At 63.6% G+C, this 18473-nt stretch carries 15 protein-coding genes, 1 tRNA gene and 1 pseudogene; 10 read left to right on the forward strand and 7 right to left on the reverse strand.

Going from position 1 to position 18473, the window contains the following annotated elements:
* Positions 1 to 2 precede the first annotated feature (2 nt).
* The 3 genes and pseudogenes from CAY53_RS08490 to CAY53_RS08500 all read right to left on the reverse strand — a co-directional run bounded on the left by CAY53_RS08490 (position 3) and on the right by CAY53_RS08500 (position 1734).
* Positions 3 to 1121 carry an MlaE family ABC transporter permease gene (locus CAY53_RS08490; protein ID WP_104936743.1) on the reverse strand — a complete coding sequence of 373 codons (1119 nt, stop codon included), beginning with the start codon at positions 1119 to 1121 and terminating at the stop codon, positions 3 to 5.
* A 162-nt stretch (positions 1122 to 1283) separates the two neighbouring features.
* A pseudogene (locus CAY53_RS13950) lies at positions 1284 to 1464 on the reverse strand (ClbS/DfsB family four-helix bundle protein); the annotation flags it as partial.
* Between the two features lie 111 nt (positions 1465 to 1575).
* Complete coding sequence (locus CAY53_RS08500) at positions 1576 to 1734, reverse strand: rubredoxin (protein ID WP_104936744.1); 159 nt, start codon at positions 1732 to 1734, stop codon at positions 1576 to 1578.
* A gap of 291 nt (positions 1735 to 2025) precedes the next feature.
* Between CAY53_RS08500 and rplU the strand changes: the two genes are divergently transcribed.
* The 7 genes from rplU to CAY53_RS08535 all read left to right on the forward strand — a co-directional run bounded on the left by rplU (position 2026) and on the right by CAY53_RS08535 (position 10206).
* The gene (rplU, locus tag CAY53_RS08505) at positions 2026 to 2337 is read left to right on the forward strand and encodes a 50S ribosomal protein L21 (protein WP_104937507.1); all 312 of its coding nucleotides are present in this window, start codon (positions 2026 to 2028) and stop codon (positions 2335 to 2337) included.
* Positions 2338 to 2363: 26 nt separating this feature from the next.
* Positions 2364 to 2624: a 50S ribosomal protein L27 gene (gene rpmA / locus CAY53_RS08510; RefSeq protein WP_104936745.1), complete on the forward strand. Its 261-nt coding sequence runs from the start codon at positions 2364 to 2366 to the stop codon at positions 2622 to 2624.
* A gap of 127 nt (positions 2625 to 2751) precedes the next feature.
* The gene (obgE, locus tag CAY53_RS08515; protein WP_104936746.1) at positions 2752 to 3780 is read left to right on the forward strand and encodes a GTPase ObgE; all 1029 of its coding nucleotides are present in this window, start codon (positions 2752 to 2754) and stop codon (positions 3778 to 3780) included.
* Complete coding sequence (gene proB, locus CAY53_RS08520; RefSeq protein WP_104936747.1) at positions 3780 to 4958, forward strand: glutamate 5-kinase; 1179 nt, start codon at positions 3780 to 3782, stop codon at positions 4956 to 4958. Before obgE ends, proB begins: the two co-directional genes overlap by 1 nt.
* Positions 4959 to 4976: 18 nt before the next feature.
* Complete coding sequence (locus CAY53_RS08525) at positions 4977 to 6236, forward strand: glutamate-5-semialdehyde dehydrogenase (RefSeq protein ID WP_104936748.1); 1260 nt, start codon at positions 4977 to 4979, stop codon at positions 6234 to 6236.
* A gap of 12 nt (positions 6237 to 6248) precedes the next feature.
* Complete coding sequence (gene nadD, locus CAY53_RS08530; RefSeq protein WP_104936749.1) at positions 6249 to 6893, forward strand: nicotinate (nicotinamide) nucleotide adenylyltransferase; 645 nt, start codon at positions 6249 to 6251, stop codon at positions 6891 to 6893.
* Between the two features lies 1 nt (position 6894).
* A complete protein-coding gene (locus CAY53_RS08535) occupies positions 6895 to 10206 on the forward strand; it encodes a UvrD-helicase domain-containing protein (protein WP_104936750.1) in 3312 nt (1103 codons plus the stop codon).
* A gap of 70 nt (positions 10207 to 10276) precedes the next feature.
* On the opposite strand, the gene CAY53_RS08540 is transcribed toward CAY53_RS08535, so the two are convergent.
* From CAY53_RS08540 to CAY53_RS08550, 3 genes are all read right to left on the reverse strand, one after another.
* A complete protein-coding gene (locus CAY53_RS08540; RefSeq protein WP_104936751.1) occupies positions 10277 to 11464 on the reverse strand; it encodes a J domain-containing protein in 1188 nt (395 codons plus the stop codon).
* A gap of 280 nt (positions 11465 to 11744) precedes the next feature.
* The gene (locus CAY53_RS08545; protein WP_104936752.1) at positions 11745 to 12986 is read right to left on the reverse strand and encodes a J domain-containing protein; all 1242 of its coding nucleotides are present in this window, start codon (positions 12984 to 12986) and stop codon (positions 11745 to 11747) included.
* A gap of 348 nt (positions 12987 to 13334) precedes the next feature.
* Positions 13335 to 13412 (reverse strand) — tRNA-Pro (locus tag CAY53_RS08550).
* Between the two features lie 113 nt (positions 13413 to 13525).
* On the opposite strand from CAY53_RS08550, the gene CAY53_RS08555 reads away from it, so the two are divergent.
* Genes CAY53_RS08555 through CAY53_RS08565 form a run of 3 tightly spaced genes read left to right on the forward strand, consistent with a single transcriptional unit; the run spans position 13526 to position 17671 of the window.
* The gene (locus tag CAY53_RS08555) at positions 13526 to 14290 is read left to right on the forward strand and encodes an RsmE family RNA methyltransferase (protein WP_104936753.1); all 765 of its coding nucleotides are present in this window, start codon (positions 13526 to 13528) and stop codon (positions 14288 to 14290) included.
* Positions 14290 to 14736: a D-aminoacyl-tRNA deacylase gene (gene dtd, locus CAY53_RS08560; RefSeq protein ID WP_104936754.1), complete on the forward strand. Its 447-nt coding sequence runs from the start codon at positions 14290 to 14292 to the stop codon at positions 14734 to 14736. The genes CAY53_RS08555 and dtd overlap by 1 nt, the downstream gene beginning before the upstream one ends.
* Positions 14737 to 14740: 4 nt before the next feature.
* Positions 14741 to 17671: an insulinase family protein gene (locus tag CAY53_RS08565; protein WP_104936755.1), complete on the forward strand. Its 2931-nt coding sequence runs from the start codon at positions 14741 to 14743 to the stop codon at positions 17669 to 17671.
* Between the two features lie 390 nt (positions 17672 to 18061).
* Here the strand turns inward: CAY53_RS08565 and CAY53_RS08575 are convergent, their stop codons facing one another.
* The gene (locus CAY53_RS08575) at positions 18062 to 18421 is read right to left on the reverse strand and encodes a PepSY domain-containing protein (protein ID WP_181040237.1); all 360 of its coding nucleotides are present in this window, start codon (positions 18419 to 18421) and stop codon (positions 18062 to 18064) included.
* Between the last annotated feature and the right edge of the window lie 52 nt (positions 18422 to 18473).

Genomic DNA, 18473 nt, shown 5'->3' on the forward strand with positions numbered 1-18473 from the left:
GCTTACAACACGTTGAAGATGATGGTGAGAATGGAGTCGGAGACAACGATGAAGACGATGGAGGTGACCACCGCCGAGGTGGTGGCTTCGCCCACGGCCATGGCGCTGCGACCGCATGCCATGCCGCGCAGGCAGCCGGCAAAACCGATCAGGATGCCAAAGACCGCGCTTTTGGCGAGACCCTGCATACAGTGGGAGAGTCTGACGGAGTGCATGGCCTGATGCATGAATTCACTGGGTGAGAGGCCCAGAACGGTCTGGCCGATGAACACGCCGCCCAGGATGCCCATGAGATCGGCATAGACGCAGAGCAGCGGCATCATCACGGCCAGGGCAAAGAGCCTGGGCAGCACCAGAAAGGCAATGGGCGAAATGCCCATGGTACGCAGGGCGTCGATCTCCTCGTTGGTCTGCATGGTGCCGAGCTGGGCGGCATAGGCCGCGCCGATGCGGCCGGCAATAATGATGCCGCTCATGAGGGCGCCCATCTCCATGACCATGCCCAAAGCGACCAGATTGGCGATATAGATTTCCGCGCCGAAGAGCTGGAGCTGCACCGCGCCGACAAAGGAAAGAATGACCCCAACCAGGACCGCGATCAGGCTCACGATGGGCAGCGATTCCACTCCGCAGACCTGAACGAAGTACAGAAAATCCTGCATCCTGAAGGCCGATTTGCCGGTGCAGAGCCGCGGCAGCTCCAGGACGATCTCGCCCGTGAAGGTCGCCAGATCGCGGGTGGCCTGCCAGACGCCAATCGCCTTTTCGCCAAGGAGGTAGAGCAGGGAAGCCCTGTCGCTCTGATGCCCTGCAGCTTTGCCCTGGCTCTGGGCGGCAAGCTCGAGGAGCCGGAGCGCGCCTGCCGGCAGCGCTTCGTTTTGCAGGCGAAGCGATCGTTTGTCTGCGGCTGCGGCCAGCTCCCGCAAAAAGAGCAGCAGGCGAGTGTCCCAGACCCCCAGGGCTGCGCCGTTTACGGTCACCCCTGCGGTGGCCGCAGCAATCATCCGAAGCGCCTGATCAGGCGCGGGCGCGGCGCTGGCCAGTGTCCAATCGCCCTTCAGATCGATACGGACACTGCCGGGTGTAGGCTGGCTGATGGTGTAGGCCGGAACCTGGAGCATGGGAGATTTCGGGACGGAAGCTGGGTGCTGGGCTTTTTATCGCCTGGTGGCCGCATATCAATACATTGCCACCAGCACAGATTCATTGCAATTATTTTTTACAGTTCTTTTTGTGTGCTTTCAATTTTTTCATGGTCCAAGCATCTTCTGGTGTTTTTTTCAGAAATCCACATTCATATCTCCATATGTTTCCCAGGTATAAGGTTTTAAAATAAATAATTTCTTGAACTCCCTTTAAATTTGAGCAGACCCAATTAAGCAGAAGCTGATGCCATTCATAGAGATGTATTAAAACGTCTCGAATATTTTTATACCGTATCCAATGGGCCTCTTGCTTCTTCTGTGAAATCAAAGGGTGTCGACTACTCATTCATTTCACGTTGTGCAGGGAGAAGTAAAAAAACTGCCTTTCGCCGCCTTGAGCGACAGCGAAAGGCACTGGTTTTACAAGAGGTCAGTCGGCCGGATAGAAGTACTCCTTTTCGGCTCCGCAACGCGGACAGACCCAGTCCTCCGGCAGATCGGAAAAGGGGGTTCCCGGCGGGATGTTGTGTTCGGGATCGCCTTCGGCAGGGTCATACACGTAACCGCAGGGGCATTCCATTTTCTGCATGGGCTATCTCCTTTGTTTAAGGTGGGTGAACAATACCCTGCCCTCTGGGGCAGGATGCCGTAAACGGCGGCGCCATAGCTGCCGACAACGCGTATGATATTCATTCCTAGTGACATGCACAAGAAAAAGCTGCAGTTCCGCCAAAAGGCCCCGGATTCACGAATCGGAAGGGTCGTGTACTGCTTTCCTGCAGAGTTTGCAGTAATTATCCCTTGACAGAGACCCTGTCAATAAGGTCTATTTACCCTTCGCATGTTTTCTCGCAGAACGCTTATGCACGAGGAGGTGCCCATGTATGCGATTATCCGCACCGGCGGCAAACAATATCAGGTGGCAGCCGGCGACCGGCTCAAGGTGGAAAAACTGGAAGGCGAGGTCGGCTCCACGGTTGAACTTCAGGATGTCCTTCTGGTGGTCAACGGCGACAATGTTTCTGTCGGCCGTCCTCTGGTCGAAGGCGCGAAGGTGAGCGCCACCATTGTGGAGCAGGGCCGGCAGAAAAAAATCATTGTCTTCAAGAAAAAGCGCCGTAAGGGCTATCAGGTGAAGCGCGGCCACCGGCAATTCTATACTGCGCTCAATATCGACACCATCACCGCATAGTCGGCGGTTGACAGGGAGGGAAGAAAATGGCACACAAGAAGGCAGGTGGCAGTTCGAGGAATGGCCGCGACAGCGCGGGCCAGCGACGCGGCGTCAAGCGCTTTGGCGGGCAGACAGTAAGCGCCGGTACCATCCTGGTACGGCAACTGGGCACCCGTATTCATCCTGGCGCCAATGTGGGCTGCGGTCGGGATTACACGCTTTTTGCCAAAATCGATGGTGTGGTGCAGTATGAAACTTTTGGTCAGGGGCGCAAGCGGGCGGCTGTGTATCCTGTCGCAGAGTAGCACGGCGACCTTGCCCCGGCCGGAAGCCGGCTGGCGGCAATTGGTTCGGCAATGAGATTGCTCTACCGGCACCGACAACAGGTGGTGCCGGTTTTTTGTATTCTATTAAAAAGCTCCCGGGGCAGGCATGGGCTTTGCGGATGAGGCCAAATTTTATGCGGGCGCGGGGCGGGGCGGCAATGGCTGCATCAGTTTCCGCCGCGAGAAGTTTGTGCCCAAAGGCGGCCCCAACGGCGGCGATGGCGGCAGGGGCGGCGATGTCTGGCTGGTGGCCGATCCCGGCCTGCAATCCCTGATCGAGTTCCGCAGCCGCATCCATTTCAAGGCAGAAAACGGCCAGAGCGGGCAGGGCAGCGACAGGAACGGCCGCGGCGGCAGGGACTGTCTGGTGCCGGTGCCCCTGGGTTCGGTGGTGCGGGACGCGGATACCGGCGAAGAACTCGTCGACCTGACACAGCCCGGCCAGCGCTTTCTGGCGGCCAGAGGCGGTGCCGGCGGTCTGGGCAACCGGCACTTTGCCACCGCCACCGACCGGGCACCCAGACGGGCCACTCCGGGCCAGGACGGCGAGGCCCGCTGGCTGAGCATCGAGCTGAAGATGCTGGCCGACGTGGGTCTGATCGGTCTGCCCAATGCCGGCAAGTCCACCTTGCTCTCCCGTCTCTCCGCCGCAAGGCCCAAAATCGCCGACTATCCCTTTACCACCCTGGAACCGCAGTTGGGCGTTCTGACCTTCCCGGAGGATCCGGACATCCGCCCCTGCATCCTGGCCGATATCCCCGGGCTGATCGAGGGCGCGCACGAGGGCGTTGGCCTGGGGCACCAGTTCCTGCGCCACATCGAACGCACGAGCATGCTGGTGCAGCTCGTTGACGCCAGCACCGAAGGCGAGCGGCCCTTTGAAGATTACCGGGTCGTCCTGGCCGAACTGGCCGCCTACAGCGCCGAACTGGCGGAGCGGCCCAGGCTGCTGGCGCTGAACAAGCTGGATCTGGTCGCGCCCGGGCGCCAGGCCGAACTGGCGGAGCGCTTTGCCGCTCTGCTTGGCCCGGAGGCCCCGGTTTTCCCCATTTCCGCCCGGGAAGGCGCGGGCCTGCAGGCGCTCCGTGATTGCCTTGGCCGTATGCTTGCCTGCAGGACGGAGGAAAGGCCGTGATGGACCAGCTCTCTCTGGAAGACGGGCTTTTTGAGCGTCAGACCCTCTACGATCAGGCCCGCCGGGTGGTGGTCAAAGTGGGCAGCGCGGTGGTGACCAACGATGAGGGCATCAACAGAACCATCATTGCCCAACTGGCGCAGCAGCTCAGCCTCCTGAAGGCGACCGGGCGGGAGATCATTCTGGTCTCTTCCGGCGCCATCGCCACGGGCCGCCGGCATTTGCACCAGGTCAGAATGCCGCATGAGCCGCTCAAGATGAAGCAGGCCTTCGCCGCCACCGGTCAGGGGCTCTTGATGCAGGCCTACGAACAGGCCTTTTCGGCGCACGGGCAGCCGGTTGCCCAGATCCTGCTCACCCATGCCGATCTTTCCAGCCGCGAGCGCTACCTCAACGCGCGCAACACCATCTTCACCCTCTTCGAGTTCGGGGTCATCCCGATTCTGAACGAAAACGACACGGTTTCCGTAGAGGAGCTGCGCTTTTCCGACAACGACACCCTGGCCGCGCTCATCACCAACATGATCGGTGCGGACATGCTCATCATTCTGAGCGACGTGAGCGGGCTCTACACAGGCAATCCCGCGACAGATCCGGAGGCGCGGCCCGTGTACACCGTGACGCGCATCGACCACAGAATCGAGGCCATGGCAGGCCAGACGACCAGCAGCGTGGGCACCGGCGGCATGGCGGCCAAGATCCGGGCGGCCAAGATGGTGGCGGCCTGCGGGGGTTCCTCCTTCATCGGGCCGGGCAGGCGGGCGGATATTCTGCAGGCCCTCTTTTCCGGCGAGCCGGTGGGCACCTTTTTTCTGCCGGACAACAGCCGGGCCATCAACAGCCGCAAACACTGGATCGCCTACGTGCTGAAGCCCCAGGGCGAGCTGGTGGTGGATGCGGGCGCGGTGCGGGCCCTGGTGGAAAAGGGCAGGAGCCTTCTGCCGTCGGGCATTGTGGCAGTGCGGGGTCACTTCGGGCCGGGCGCGCCGGTGCACTGTGTGGACAGGGAAGGGGCGCTCATCGCGGCCGGTCTGGCCAACTATTCGGCAGCGGACATTCTGAGTATCCGGGGTAGAAAGAGTGCGGAAATCGCTGCCATTCTGGGGCACAAGGATCACGACGAGGTCATTCACCGCGACAATCTGGTGCTCTTTGGCGGCAGCAGTGCGGACGATTAACAGCAACAGGAAAGGGCCATGACAGAGATTGCAGGCCGGATGAGGGCCATGGCGCGGCAGGCGAAGTCCGCGGCCACGGTTTTGCGCGCCCTGGAGAGCGGGACGAAAAACGCCGTTCTTCGGGAGCTGGCCGCGCTTTTGCGGGAAAAGCAGGCGCAGATTCAGCAGGAAAATGCGCTCGACCTGGAGGCCGGGGCCCGGAAGGGCCTGAGCCAGGCCATGCTGGCCCGGCTGGAGCTGAGCGACAGGGTCATGGCCGAGATGGTGCAGGGCCTGCACGAGGTGGCGGATATGGCCGATCCGCTTGGGGAGATCGGCGATATGCAGCGGCGGCCCTCCGGCATTCTGGTGGGCCGGATGCGCGTTCCCCTGGGCGTGATCCTGATGATTTACGAATCCAGGCCCAATGTCACCATCGACTCCGCGGCCCTTTGTCTGAAATCCGGCAACGCGGTGATTCTGCGCGGCGGTTCCGAGGCCCTGCGCTCCAATCTGGCTCTGGCCGCGGTGTCTCACGAGGCGCTTTCCCGGCACCAGCTCGATCCGGATCTGGTGCAGGTCGTGCCCACGACGGAGCGCAGTGCCATCGATGCGCTTCTGGAGCAGGAGGACTGCATTGATCTGGTCATCCCGCGGGGCGGCGAGGGCCTGCTCCGGGCGGTCACGGCCAAGTCCCGCATTCCGGTGCTGAAACACTACAGGGGGGTGTGTCACGCCTTTGTGGACGAAAGCGCGGACATCGACGCCGCACTGCGGGTCGTGGTGAGCGCCAAGGTGCAGCGGCCCAGCGCCTGCAACGCCCTGGAAGGCCTGCTGGTGCACCGGAATATTGCCCAGGAATTTTTGCCCGGAGCGGCGGAGGCCCTGCATCGGGAGCAGGTGCGGCTCCTGGGCTGCGAGCGGAGCCAGACGCTGTCCCCGCATATCGAGGCCGCGGCGGAGACGGACTGGGGCCGGGAATTTCTCGACCTCGCCATGACCGTGCGCGTGGTGCAGGATATGGACGAGGCCCTGGCCTGGATCGAGCGTTACGGCTCCAGGCACACGGAAAGCATCCTGACCGGGTCTTATGCGAATGCCAGGCGTTTCCTGCGGGAGGTCGATGCCTCGGCGGTCATGGTCAATGCCTCCACGCGCTTCAATGACGGCGGCCAGTTCGGCCTGGGCCTGGAGATCGGCATTTCCACCTCGAAGCTGCACGCCTACGGTCCCATGGGCCTGAACGAACTCACCACCCGGAAGTTCGTGGTTTTGGGCAACGGCGAAATCCGCGCCTGATGCGGCCCTGAAGTGGCGGGCATCGGTATCTACGGCGGCACCTTCGACCCGGTGCACCAGACGCACCTGGCTCTGGCCCGTCTGGTGCGCGACCGTTTTCGCCTGGGCGAAGTGCTGATTGTGCTGGCCCCCGAGCCGCCCCACAAGTGCGGCGCCTTTGCCCCCTTTGCCGAGCGCGCGGCCATGCTGGAGCTCGCGCTCGCCAGCGAGCCGGACTGCGCCCGCATCCGCTGCTCCCGGATCGAAGCAGATCTGCCCCGGCCTTCCTACACGATTCACACCGTGGAGGCGATCATGCGCCGCCACGCCGACGCGCATTGTTATCTGGTCATAGGCCTGGATTCTCTGGCCGCGCTGCCGGAGTGGCACCGGGCCGAAGAGCTGATGGCCCTGGTGGACATGATTGCCGTCAATCGGGGCGCCGCACTGCCTGGGGAAATCCAGGGCCTTGTTGCCCGCCTCCGGCCCGCCTGTCGGCCGCTTCGGGAAAACCTCTGGATCAACACGGCGGGCAGGGCGCTGCACCTCGTGCCGGATTTTCACATGCCCCATTCCTCCACCGCCATCCGGGCCGCCCTGGCGGCAGGAGCAGAACCGGACGGCCTGCCGCCTGCGGTGCTGGCCCATATCCGCAGGCGCCACCTCTATTCGAGCTGACATGCGCTGTATCGCCGATCTCCACATTCATTCCCTCTTTTCCCGCGCCACCAGCAAAAGCAGCCACCTGCGCGGCCTGGCGGCCTGGGCCGCGGTCAAGGGCATTGACCTGGTGGCGACAGGCGATTTCACCCACCCCGGCTGGTTCGCCCATCTCTACGAAGAGCTGATGCCCGCCGAACCCGGCCTGTTCCGTCTGAAGCCCGACCCGCTCTACGATTATGCCGCGCTGTTGCCCGAGGGGCTCTGCCCCGAGCGCCACCCGGAGGAAATCCGCTTCATGCTGGGCACCGAGATCAGTTGCATCTACAAGCGGGCAGGGCGGGTGCGCAAGGTGCACAACCTGATTTACGCGCCGGACATGCAGGCCGTGCGCCGCATCAATGCCAAGCTGGGCGATCTGGGCAACATCAGCTCCGACGGCCGGCCCATCCTGGGTCTGGATTCCCACGACCTGCTGGAAATCGTGCTGGAGCAGAGTGCGGACGCCTTTCTAATCCCTGCCCATATCTGGACACCCTGGTTTTCCCTCTTCGGCTCCCGGTCCGGTTTTGACCGCATTGAAGACTGCTTTGCCGACCTGACCCCGCACATCTTTGCCCTGGAAACCGGCCTGTCCTCCGACCCGGACATGAACCGGCTGCTTTCCGCGCTGGACCCCTACACCCTGGTTTCCAATTCCGACTGCCATTCGCCGGCCCGGCTGGGCCGGGAGGCCAATATCTTCGACATTGATCTGGACTATTTCGCCCTGCGCGAGGCCATCAGGACGCCCCGCGACGCAGAGGGCCGGCAGCGGATGGTTGCCACAGTGGAATTTTTTCCGGAAGAGGGCAAGTACCACGCCGATGGTCACAGGAAATGCGGCGTGTGCCTGGAGCCGCAGAAAACCAAAGAGCTGGGCGGGCTCTGTCCGGTCTGCGGCAGAGCCCTGACCGTGGGCGTGCTGCACCGGGTATTGGAGCTGGCCGATCGCAGCGTCCCCCGGTACCCGGAGGGCAGCCCGGCAGTGCGACGGCTGGTGCCTTTGCCGGAACTCGTGGCCGAGTTGCTGGGGCTGGGCCCGGCCAGCGCCAGGGTCTGCTCGGCCTGGGTCCGCCTGGTCAATACCTTTGGCTCCGAGTTCCGTCTGCTTCTGGACACGCCTCTGGGGGACATGAAAGACTTTGGCCTGCTGGCCGAGGCGGTGTCCCGGGTACGGAGGGATGCAGTGGAGCGTCAGCCCGGCTATGACGGCGAATTCGGCCGGATGCGCGTTTTTGCGGAGGGCGAGCGCGAGCGGCTGGGCGGTCAGCAGAGCCTCTTTCCGGCGGAATCGGCGCCGCGCAAGATACGGAAAAAGCGCTCTTTGCTGTTATCTGCGCCGGCAGCGGGCGCGCTGGCTCCGGCCGATGCCGGGCCCCAGCCACGCAGGCTGAACGAAGCCCAGCAGGCCGCAGTGATGAGCAGCGCGCCGGTGATTCTGGTGCAGGCTGGGCCGGGCACGGGCAAGACCCATACGCTCGCGAGCCGGGTGGCCCGGCTGCTGGAGGATGGTCATACCGTTTGCACGGTCATCACCTTTACCAACAAGGCGGCGGACGAACTGAAATGCCGCCTGCAGCCGGAGCGCCGGGATACCTGCCGCATCAGCACCTTTCACGGCTACTGCCTTGGGCTGCTGCGCCTGGAACGGCCCGGGCTGGCCGTGGCCGGGCCCGAGGAGCGGGGCGGCATGCTGGCCGGCCTGTTCCCCGAAATGAACGGCCGGGAGCGGGCACAGGCGGACGAGCGTATCGGTCGTTTCCTTTTGGCGGACGAAGCGTCGGCGCCCCCTGAAGTGCAGCGTTATCTGGAGGCGCTCGCGGCCCATAGGCTCGTCGATCTGGACGATGTCTGCCGGCAGGCGCTGGCGCTTTTCCGCAAGGGCGGCCGCTTCGCGGACAGGCTCCGTAAACTGACCGGCATGCTCTTTGTCGATGAGTTTCAGGACGTGAACGCAGTGCAGTACGCGCTGGTGGCCGAAGTGGCGAAGACCAACCCGGTCTTCTGCATCGGCGATCCGGATCAGTCCATTTACGGCTTTCGCGGGGCCAGCCCACGCTGGTTTTACCGGCTCATGGAGGATTTTGCGGCGGAACGCCATGTGCTGAGCCAGAATTACCGCAGCGGCGCCGCGATCGTCCAGGCCGCCGCGGCCGTGATTCGCCACAATCCGCATGAACTCTCCCTTGCCGCGCCGGAGTCTCTGGCGGAAAACGAGGCGAAGATCCATCTGCAGTCCTGCCAGGGCGCCCTGGACGAGGCCCGCTTCATTGCCGACCAGATCGAGGCCCAGACCGGCGGGCTGTCCCACCGGGGGGTGGAGCGCATGGAGGGCGAGGCGGCAGCGGGAGTCTCCCTTGGCGATATTGCCGTGCTGTACCGCAACCTGCGGCTGGCTTCGGCGGTGGAAAAGGTCTTTGCCGAGCGGGGCATTCCTTTTCGGCAGGTGGAACTCAGCGCCTGGTACATGCAGGGCGCGTGCCGGCTGCTCTCGAGCTGGCTGATGCTGGCAGCCTCCGGAGATGGGGTGGACCAGATGCTCTTTCTGCTGGGGCAGGAGGCGGGCCTGGGGGCCGTGCGGCTGGGGCAGGCGCAGGCGCTGCTGCGAGGCTCCCGGGAGGCAGGCCTGCCGGGTTTGCTTGATGCGCTTGCAGGCATGAGGACGGCACCGGCCGGCTTTCTGCATCTGGCACAGGAGGTGGCGGCACTGGCCGAAGGCGATCGGCCGCTTCCCGAGCTGGTGGATACGCTGATCGGGTTTTTGGCCGCGCATTACGGCAAGGCTTTTGCCCCGGAGGATGCCCGGGTTCTGCGCCTGCGGGAAAACGCGGTCAGCTTTCCGGATTTGCCCGCCTTTGCGGCGAACCTGGAGCGCTACCGGGATTCCGTGCTCTACGATCCAAAGGCCCAGGCCGTGACGCTTTCCACCCTGCATGCGGCCAAGGGGCTGGAGTTTGACGTGGTCTTTCTCTGCGCTTGCGAGCAGGGCATACTGCCGGGCGCGCCGCGGGAGACGCTGGACGAGGCAGGTCTGCAGGCGCATCTCGAGGAGGAGCGCCGCCTCTTCTATGTGGGCATGACCCGCGCCAGGCGGACACTCTACTGCACCTGGTGCGCGCTCCGTCACGGCTTTGGCCAGACTGGTCCGGAGCCTGGGCCCTCGCCCTTTCTCTTCGAGTTCAGCCCGGAGCTGCTCAGTCCGGCCCCGCTCATCCGGCCGGCGGCCCGAAAGAAACGGGCCAGGCTCAGGCAGCTGGCCCTCTTTGCCGACAGGAAGCCGGACGAGTGAGGATCTGAGGCGGAAAGATACCCGGGCGCTATCTGCCCGGCAGACAGGCAAGCCGCTTGGGCCAGCTTCGCTATGCACCGCGGACTTTGCGCAGCAGGGCATAGGCCACGTTGATTTCCTTTGTCTTTTCTTCGGCAATATGCCGGAACTCCGCGCCCAGGTGGGCGACCTTGTCCGGGTGGTACTGCAGTACCAGGCGGCGGTAGGCCTTTTTTATCGACGCCGCACTGGCTCCTGGTTCCAGGCCCAGAATCTCCAGAGCCTCCGCTTCTGCGGGCGGCAGTTCCGGCTTTTGGCTGTCCTGCCCCTGCCAGTCCGACCCGGGCTGACTGCTTTGGCTCCTCTGCTGGCTCCCGCTTTTTTGCCTTGGCTCCTCTCTGTCGTCGGGCGGAGGCCTCTGCCCCCGGTATTTGGCCCGGATGTTGCGCAGGTCGGCGGCAAAAACGCCCAGCCTTGCGGCAATGGCATGGGCCTGCTCCAGCTCGCCCTTCAAGGGCGGCGTTTTCGTATAGACCAGCGCATAGACCAGTTCCAAAAGAATCAGGTATGCGGTGTAGGAAAAGCCCTCGCCGAATTCCTCCACCAATTTTTCCAGATCGGCCGGGTAATCCATGGCCTGCTTGGCGAGCTGCTTCACGCGGACCATCCGGTTCTCGTCATAGCCCAGCTTGTGCCGGAAAAATTGCAGAATGACCGAAAATTCGGCTCTGGTGAAATGGCCGTCCACCATGGCTGCCTGCACGAGAATGCGGATCAGCAATTCCTGAAAACGCGCCGGATTTTCCGGGCATTCGTGCCGCCGGGGGCGGGCTGCCGAAGCCTGTTCCTGCCCATATGCGGCAGATCCTGCCCGCTGCCTGTCTGCCGGATCCTCCTGCATCGATCGTTCAAAGGCCGGCAGCGCAAGGCGCGTGGCCACGAAATAGGCAGCCAGACCTGCTGAGGCAAGGGCCAGCAGCAGGAGGAGCGCGATCGGCAGATGAAAAGGATGGGCTATGATTCCGTGCTCTATGCTGACATCCGATATGCTGCGCAGAGCGCTGCCCACGCCGCAGGCCAGAACCGAAAGGGCCAGTCTGCCCCCTGTGCCCAGCCTGGCGCTGTACTCCCCCGGGTATGGACACAGAAGAAAAACCGCTGTCGGGCACAGTCCCATCAGCACATAGGCCAGCGCGGGCGATGTGCGCTCCAGTTGGAGGAACAGAAAAAAGAGGGCAAGACCGACAATGCCGCTGAGCATGCAGAGAATATGTTTCATGACGTGCTTTGCTTTCCGGGGCTGCCCTGTTTCGGAGAACTGGGTGATGGGCGCAGGCCCAGGCCCTGGTATGGCCGGTGTGATGTATGCGCCCGGGCCGCCTGTCTGTGCCGGGTTTCGCGGCGGCGCCTACCGGAACACATAGCGTTCCGGGCGGGAAAAGGGCAACGTTTTGTTTCCCGGCAGGTTTTTTTGAGCCCGCGTGTGCGGGCCGATGGAACAAAGGCGGCTGCCGGGCCTCTTGCCCGGAGGCAGGGGACAGGCGGACAGGCCGGAAGGATCAGAATGGTTCCTCCCCGAATTCATTATATTTTTCAGTAAAATAGGCGTAGGCCGCATTGATGGCCTTTGTCTTCTGCTCAGCCAGGGCGACAAACTCCGGCCCCAGATAGGCCAGACGGTCCGGATGATACTCCATGACCCGCTCGTGCCAGGCCCGCCTGATCACGGCGAGATTGGCTCCGGGCCTGACCCGGAGGAGGTCGCAGCAGGCCGCCTCTTCGAGCGGGACCTGGGGCGGCGCGGCATTTTTCCGCCGGGTACTGCCCCAGGCTTCGCGCTGTTCCCCGGCGCCTGCGCGGTGCGGGCCCCTGGCCTGATTGCGGGCCTTTTCTTCCCGTGTTTGCGCCTCCTGCCGGGCCTGGGCCGCTTGTTGCCGCTGCGCATCGGCAAGCTGTCGGTACTTTTCCTCCAGGCGCTTCAGATCTTCCGAAAAGATGCGGAGCTGGCCGGCAAGATCGCGCGAGGCCTGCAGTTCCCTGGCCAGCGGGCGTCCGCCCAGGCTGATGAGCTGGAACACGCGCTCCAGCAGCATGTGGCGGGTCGCATAGTTAAAATCCTGGTGGAATGCCCTGGCCAGCACGTTCAGGCTCCTTTCCGGCTGCCCGCTGCGCTCCCAGGCATCCTTGGCCATCTGGCGGAGCTGCTGTATCCGCTCCTTGCTGCAGAGCATGTTGGCCAGAAAAAATTCCAGAATGGTCCGCAGTTTTGTTCTGGTGAAATGGCCGTCCAACAGCCCGATCTGCACCATGATATTGACATAGAGCCAGGCAAAGCGGTCCTGCCCGGCCCCAGCCGCAGGTCTGTTGCTGGCCGGAGTGCTTTGGGCGGCAAGGCCCCATTGGGCCTCGATGCCGCCCAGATCGGCGGGAAGGATGCCGAGCTGGCCGGCAAGCCTCCGGGCCCGGGCCACTTCGGCAGGCCCGGGCTGGCCGCCGCTGTGGATGAGGCGATAGACCGTTTTGGTGAGCAGCAGGCAGGAGCTGTAGGCCAGGCGAGTGCATGGCGGCTGCTCCAGCCGGCTGCGGAATTCGGCGGCCAGCGCGAAGAGTTCGGCCTCGCGGATGAGGGACTGCACCGCGGCCAGTTGTTTCGCCTCGCAGCGCATGTGGCGCTGAAAAAGGGCGAGGATGCCCTGCCGCCGCGATTCGGGGAGGCAGCCGCCAGTCTGGGCGGCCTTGACCATGATGCCGATCAGCAGTTCTTCCACGCGGCTGGCCTGAAGCTGGTTCGGAATGTTCATGCTGCCGGAATATCCTGTTGCGCGGTGCAACATGGCGGGCCGCCGCCTCGATCGATCCCAGGCGCTGTCAGCGCTGCCCGGTTATTTCGCGGCATGATGCAGCATGCGGTGCCCCCCGGGGCAGGACGTTTCAGAACTTGATACAGGATTCAGCGTGATACTGTCGGCGGAACGGCAGCTTGCCGGGGCTGGGCGGGAAGGCGGGTTGCCGGCCTGGAAAGAGGTCTTGAAGTATCGGTGTGAGGGGCCTGCCAAGGCCCGGGCTTGCCCGAAGGCCACTTTTTTGCATACCGCCCGTTTTCGCTGCTTTGAAGAAGGGGAACATCTCGAATGCAGTTCCCAAGGTCCTGGTCGGGGCGAGAGGATTCGAACCTCCGACCTCCTGCTCCCAAGGCAGGCGCGCTAACCAGGCTGCGCTACGCCCCGACGACTGTCTCTTGACGGACGCTTGCCTGCATGGCAAGCTGGGCCGCTGTTTATCCTGTCCTTTCGTTTTCGTCAACATATTCCGGCTGGCCTGAAGCGGCCAAAGGAGCTGTATGCGGCGTTTTTATTTTCCTGCCCTTGCCGCGCCCGATGCGGGCCCTTCCGACCAGAGTCCCCTGGTGCTGACTGGCCCGGAGGCCCGGCATCTGGCCCTGGTGCTGCGGCTGAAAGCCGGCGATACGGTTGAGTTTTTCGATGGCCTGGGTCAGGTTGTGCAGGCCCGCCTGCAGAGCGTGACCCCGCAGCAGGTGCGGGCGGTGCCTGTGGCCGCACATGCCGGGCGCGCGGATTCCTGTCCAGACCTCGTGCTGGCGCAGGCGCTTCTGAAGGGCAGGAAAATGGATCTGGTGGTGCAGAAGGCCAACGAACTGGGGGTGCAGCGGCTGCTGCCGCTGGTGACGCAGTTCTGCGAAAAACGGGAGGGCGGGGCGGCGGCATTCGCACGCTGGCAGCGCATCGTGATAGAATCCTGCAAGCAGTGCAGGCGGGCCCTGCCCATGCAGATCGGGGCGCCGGCGCCTTTGGCCGGAGCCGATTTTTCCTGGGCCAAAACGCGGCTCGTGGCCTGGGAAGGCGAGCACGAGGCGGGTCTGCCCTTTGCGCCTTTGGAACCGGCCGCCGGGCCGCTCTGTCTGCTTGTCGGGCCGGAAGGCGGCCTGCACCAGGACGAAGTGGCCCATCTGCAGAGCCAGGGTTTTCGGGCTTTTTCCCTGGGGGCTTTGGTGCTGCGGGCCGAAACCGCGGCCATCTCTGGCCTGAGCGTGCTGCGCTGGCTCTCCGGCGGACTGGGCAACTTTGCCGATGGGCGGTGGCCGTAATGCGGGCGGTGGTGCAGAGGGTGAGCCATGCGGCTGTCCGTGTCGCGGGCCGGGAGACCGGGGCCATTGGGTCCGGACTGCTGGTGTTTTTGGGCGTGCAGCAGAGCGACAGCGCAGCGGATGCGGCCTGGCTGCTGGACAAAATCCTCAACTTGCGTATTTTTGAGGATCCTGCCGGTCTGATGAACCGTTCCTTGCTGGATACGGCCGGTGCTCTTTTGGTGGTGTCGCAGTTCACGGTGCTGAGCGATTGCCGCAGGGGCCGCAGACCCTCCTGGCATGAGGCCGCGCCGCCGGAGCAGGCAAGGGCGCTTTACGAACATTTTCTTGTGCTGGCCCGCAGCCGTGTGCCCACCGAATGCGGCCAGTTTCAAAGCACGATGCAGGTGAGTCTGGTCAATGATGGCCCGGTCACCATCCTGTTGGATTCCCATAAACTTTTCTGATGCCATGAGTGATGTTGATTGGCGCGAAGGCGCTCTTTGCAGCGGCTTCCGGCTGGAACGCCGGGAGCGGCTGGATGAAATTGATTCCGAAGTTTTTCTTTTGACCCACGAGGTTCTGGGCTGCAGGGCCCTGGCCATCAAAAACGAGGACCCGAACAAGACCTTCTGTATTTCCTTCCGTACCGTGCCGCAGGATTCCACCGGCGTGGCCCACATTATCGAGCATTCGGTGCTCATGGGCTCGAAAAAATATCCGGTGCGCGATGTGTTCGGCGAAATCCACAAGGGCGGCCTGCTGACCTTTCTGAATGCCATGACCGGCGCGGACAGCACCTACTACCCCTTTGCCACCCGCAACCTGCACGAGTATTTCAGCATCATGGACGTGTACTGCGACGTGGTGCTGCATCCGCTGCTGGCGCGCAGCACCTTTGCCCAGGAGGGCTGGCACCTGCATCTGGAGGATGAGGCCGGGGCGCTCCAGTTTCGCGGCGTGGTCTTCAATGAAATGAAGGGCGCTTTTGCCGATCCGCTCCGGGCGCTGGTGCACGACGTGTTCAAGGGCCTTTTGCCCGGCTCCACCTATGCCCACGAGTCCGGCGGCGATCCGGCCCGCATTCCGGACCTGAGCTACGAGGCCTTTTGCCGCTTCCACGCGGCACACTATCACCCCTCCAACTGCACGCTCTTTTTTTACGGCAACGCCGCCCTGGAGCGCGAGCTGGCCTGTGTGCAGGAGCACTATCTGGCAGCCTATGACCGGGCGGGTCAAAGGGCCCTGTGCCTCGAGGGCGAGCCGCCGAAAGCGCCTCTTGTCATGCGCGACACCTATCCGCTGGGCACGGACGACACGAAGGGCAAAACCTTTCTCGCCACAGCCTCGGTCGTGGGTCGGGCCGGCGAGCGGGAGGAGAATCTGGCCTTCGAGATTCTGGCCAACATTCTCTTCAATTCGGATGCCTCGCCACTCAAGAACGCGATTGTGGGCAGCGGGCTGGGCAAGGATTTCGGCGGCCTGTACATGGCCGACGCGGGCCAGTCCACCCTGATGCTGGCCTATCTGATCGGCTCGGACGCGGACAGGGCGGAGGCCTTTTTCGCCCGCTATCACGAGGCGCTGGCGGGCATTGCGGACAGGGGCCTGGGGCACGATCTGGTGCTCTCCGAACTCAACTCCTTCGAGTTCCGGATCCGGGAGGAGATGAACAAGCCGCAGCGCGGGCTGCATCTCATTTTGCGGGCTCAGGAGGCCATGAAACAGGGGCTCTCGCCTTTCGACGTGCTGGGGGTGAATACGCTTCTGGCGGCCGTGCGGGAAAAGGCGCTTTCGGGCCGTTTTCTGGAAGAACTGCTGCGTACGCGTCTTCTGGACAATCCGGCCACCATGCATCTGGTGCTCGCCCCGGACCCGGAGGGCATGGCCGCTGCCGGCAGGGCCGAGCAGGCGCGACTGGACAGGATCGGCGCTTCCCTTGATCAGAGGGGCCGGCAGGCTCTGGTGCAGGAGACCAGGGCGCTGGCGCGGCTGCAGGCCACCGTGCCGACAGCCGCGGAACTGGCCCATCTGCCCAGGCTCACGCTTGCCGATTTGGAACGGCGGCCCGCACTGCACGTGGTGCGGGAAGCGGAACTGCTGGGCCGACCGCTTCTGGTGAGTGAGCTGGACAGCAGCGGCGTCGTGTATTTCGATCTGGGCTTTGACTGCCGGGGGCTTCATTTCGAGGACCTGCTCTACCTGGATCTCTTTGGCGTCATCGTGACCGAGCTGGGCACCGGCAGCAAGGACTACCGCCAGTTCGCAACCGAGCGGAATCTCTATACCGGCGGCTTTGACCACTCCTTTCAGGCCTATGTCCAGGCCGGCCGGCCGAACGAGGTGCGCCCCATCCTGTGGCTGCACGTGAAGGCCCTGGCCGCTTTCCTGCCTAGGGCCGTGGGGCTTTTGGCGGAAGTGCTTGCCGGGGTGGATTTTTCCGACCACCGCCGCATAGAAGAGATCGTGCACCGGGAATTTGCCTGGGCCGAGCAGAACGCCCAGAGCGAGGGCTATGGTCTGGCCGCGCAGCGGGCCTTTGCCCAACTGGGCCGCTCCGGCCGGTATGGCGACGCGGTGCAGGGCATGAGCGCATACCTGCAGTTGAAGAGGCTGGCGGCAGACTACGCGACTCTGGAAGGCGAATTTCTGGCCGCGCTGGCGCGCATCAAGGCAGCGCTCTTCCGGCGGCCCGGTCTGATCTGCAGCATCACCGCCCAGGCTGCCGATATCGCCCGCTTTGTCGCACAGGGGCCGGAGATGCTGGCTTCGCTGGCTCTGGAGGCGGCGCCCGCCGTGCTGCCGGAATTTCCGCAGTTTCCGGCTGCCGAGGCTTTCTGCGTGTCATCGGAGATCGTCTTCAACATTCAGGCATGCCGGCTCTTTCCGGATCCGCTCAGGTACGAGGGCTCGTTCGAGGTGCTGAAGACCTGGCTCTCCCGGGACTATCTGTGGAACACGGTGCGCCAGGAGGGTGGGGCCTATGGCTGCTTCGTGCAGTTCAGTCATGTGAGCGGCAACTGCGGCCTGGTGAGTTACCGCGATCCGCAGGTCGCCAAAACCTATCGGGTCTACGCGGAGTTGCCCAAAGTCATCGAGGGCCTGACACTGTCCCGGCCGGCGTTGGAACAGTTGATTATCGGCGCCTACGCGAGCGTCAACCCGCATCAGGGTCCGGCAGGGCAGGGCGCTGCGGCCCGAAACCGCTATCTTTCCGGCGTGACCGCGGAATTTCTGGGCGCGCGCATCGACAGCATTCTGGGGACTGATCTGGCCGGACTCAGGGCCTATGCCACCCTCTTTGCAGAGGCTTTGCAGGGCGGGGCTTTCCGGGTCAGCATCGGCAATGCGGATAAAATCAGGCAGGCGGGCGAGCTGTTTGCCCGCACCACCGCCCTGTAAAAGGGCAGCTCATGCCAATTGCATATCACATGGGTCATCTGCCCATCCTACAGGAGATGGGCAGATGGCAGGCAAGCACGGGGACAAGTGGCGGCTTTTTCAGCGGGCTGACAGCCATCCGGCCCTGCCAGAACGCACCCGCATCGAAGTATTGGCAGCCATGGGCCGAGTTGCCGGAAAACTGCAGCCTGTCCCGGCCGGCAACTCAGCGCTGGAAAAGGAGATGGGCGACAAAACAGATCGTTTGCCGCGTCGTACGGCAGCCCCTCTGAGCTGCAACAATCATCTGCAGGACTCGGGGCGCTCCGCCCTTCGTAGGAGCGCCCCGCAGGGTCCACGATTTATGGGACAGTGCCCATGCCCACGCGGCACGGACAGCGATCACCCGGGCTAGCGCTCCGCCCGTTCACGCTTCGTGGCCAGTATCCGGCCGTCTCCGGCGTCCACCGTCACCTTGGTGGTGATCGTTTTGTCAGCGCCAACTATCTTGACTTCGTAGACCAGAAACCTGTCTTCATCATCGAGTTCCACACTCAGCACCGTGCCCGGCGCGCTGTTCAGGGCCGCGGCCATGGCCTGCTCGATGGAAATCTTGGCCATGGCCGGATATTCCGTTTCGAGCTGCCTGTCGACGCGGATGCTGCCGTTGATGGGCTGGTGTCGCCCGGAATCGGCCAGAGCAGGCCCGACGCCGGCCAGAGTCAGCACCAGGGTGCTGGCGGCAAGGCCTGCGATCAATGTTTTTTTCATGCTGGTACCTCCATGTGTTTGCCAGCGGTTGGGGCAGAGGCTTCGCCAGGAG

It is taken from the genome of Desulfobulbus oralis (genome assembly GCF_002952055.1).
GTDB classification, from domain to species: domain Bacteria; phylum Desulfobacterota; class Desulfobulbia; order Desulfobulbales; family Desulfobulbaceae; genus Desulfobulbus; species Desulfobulbus oralis.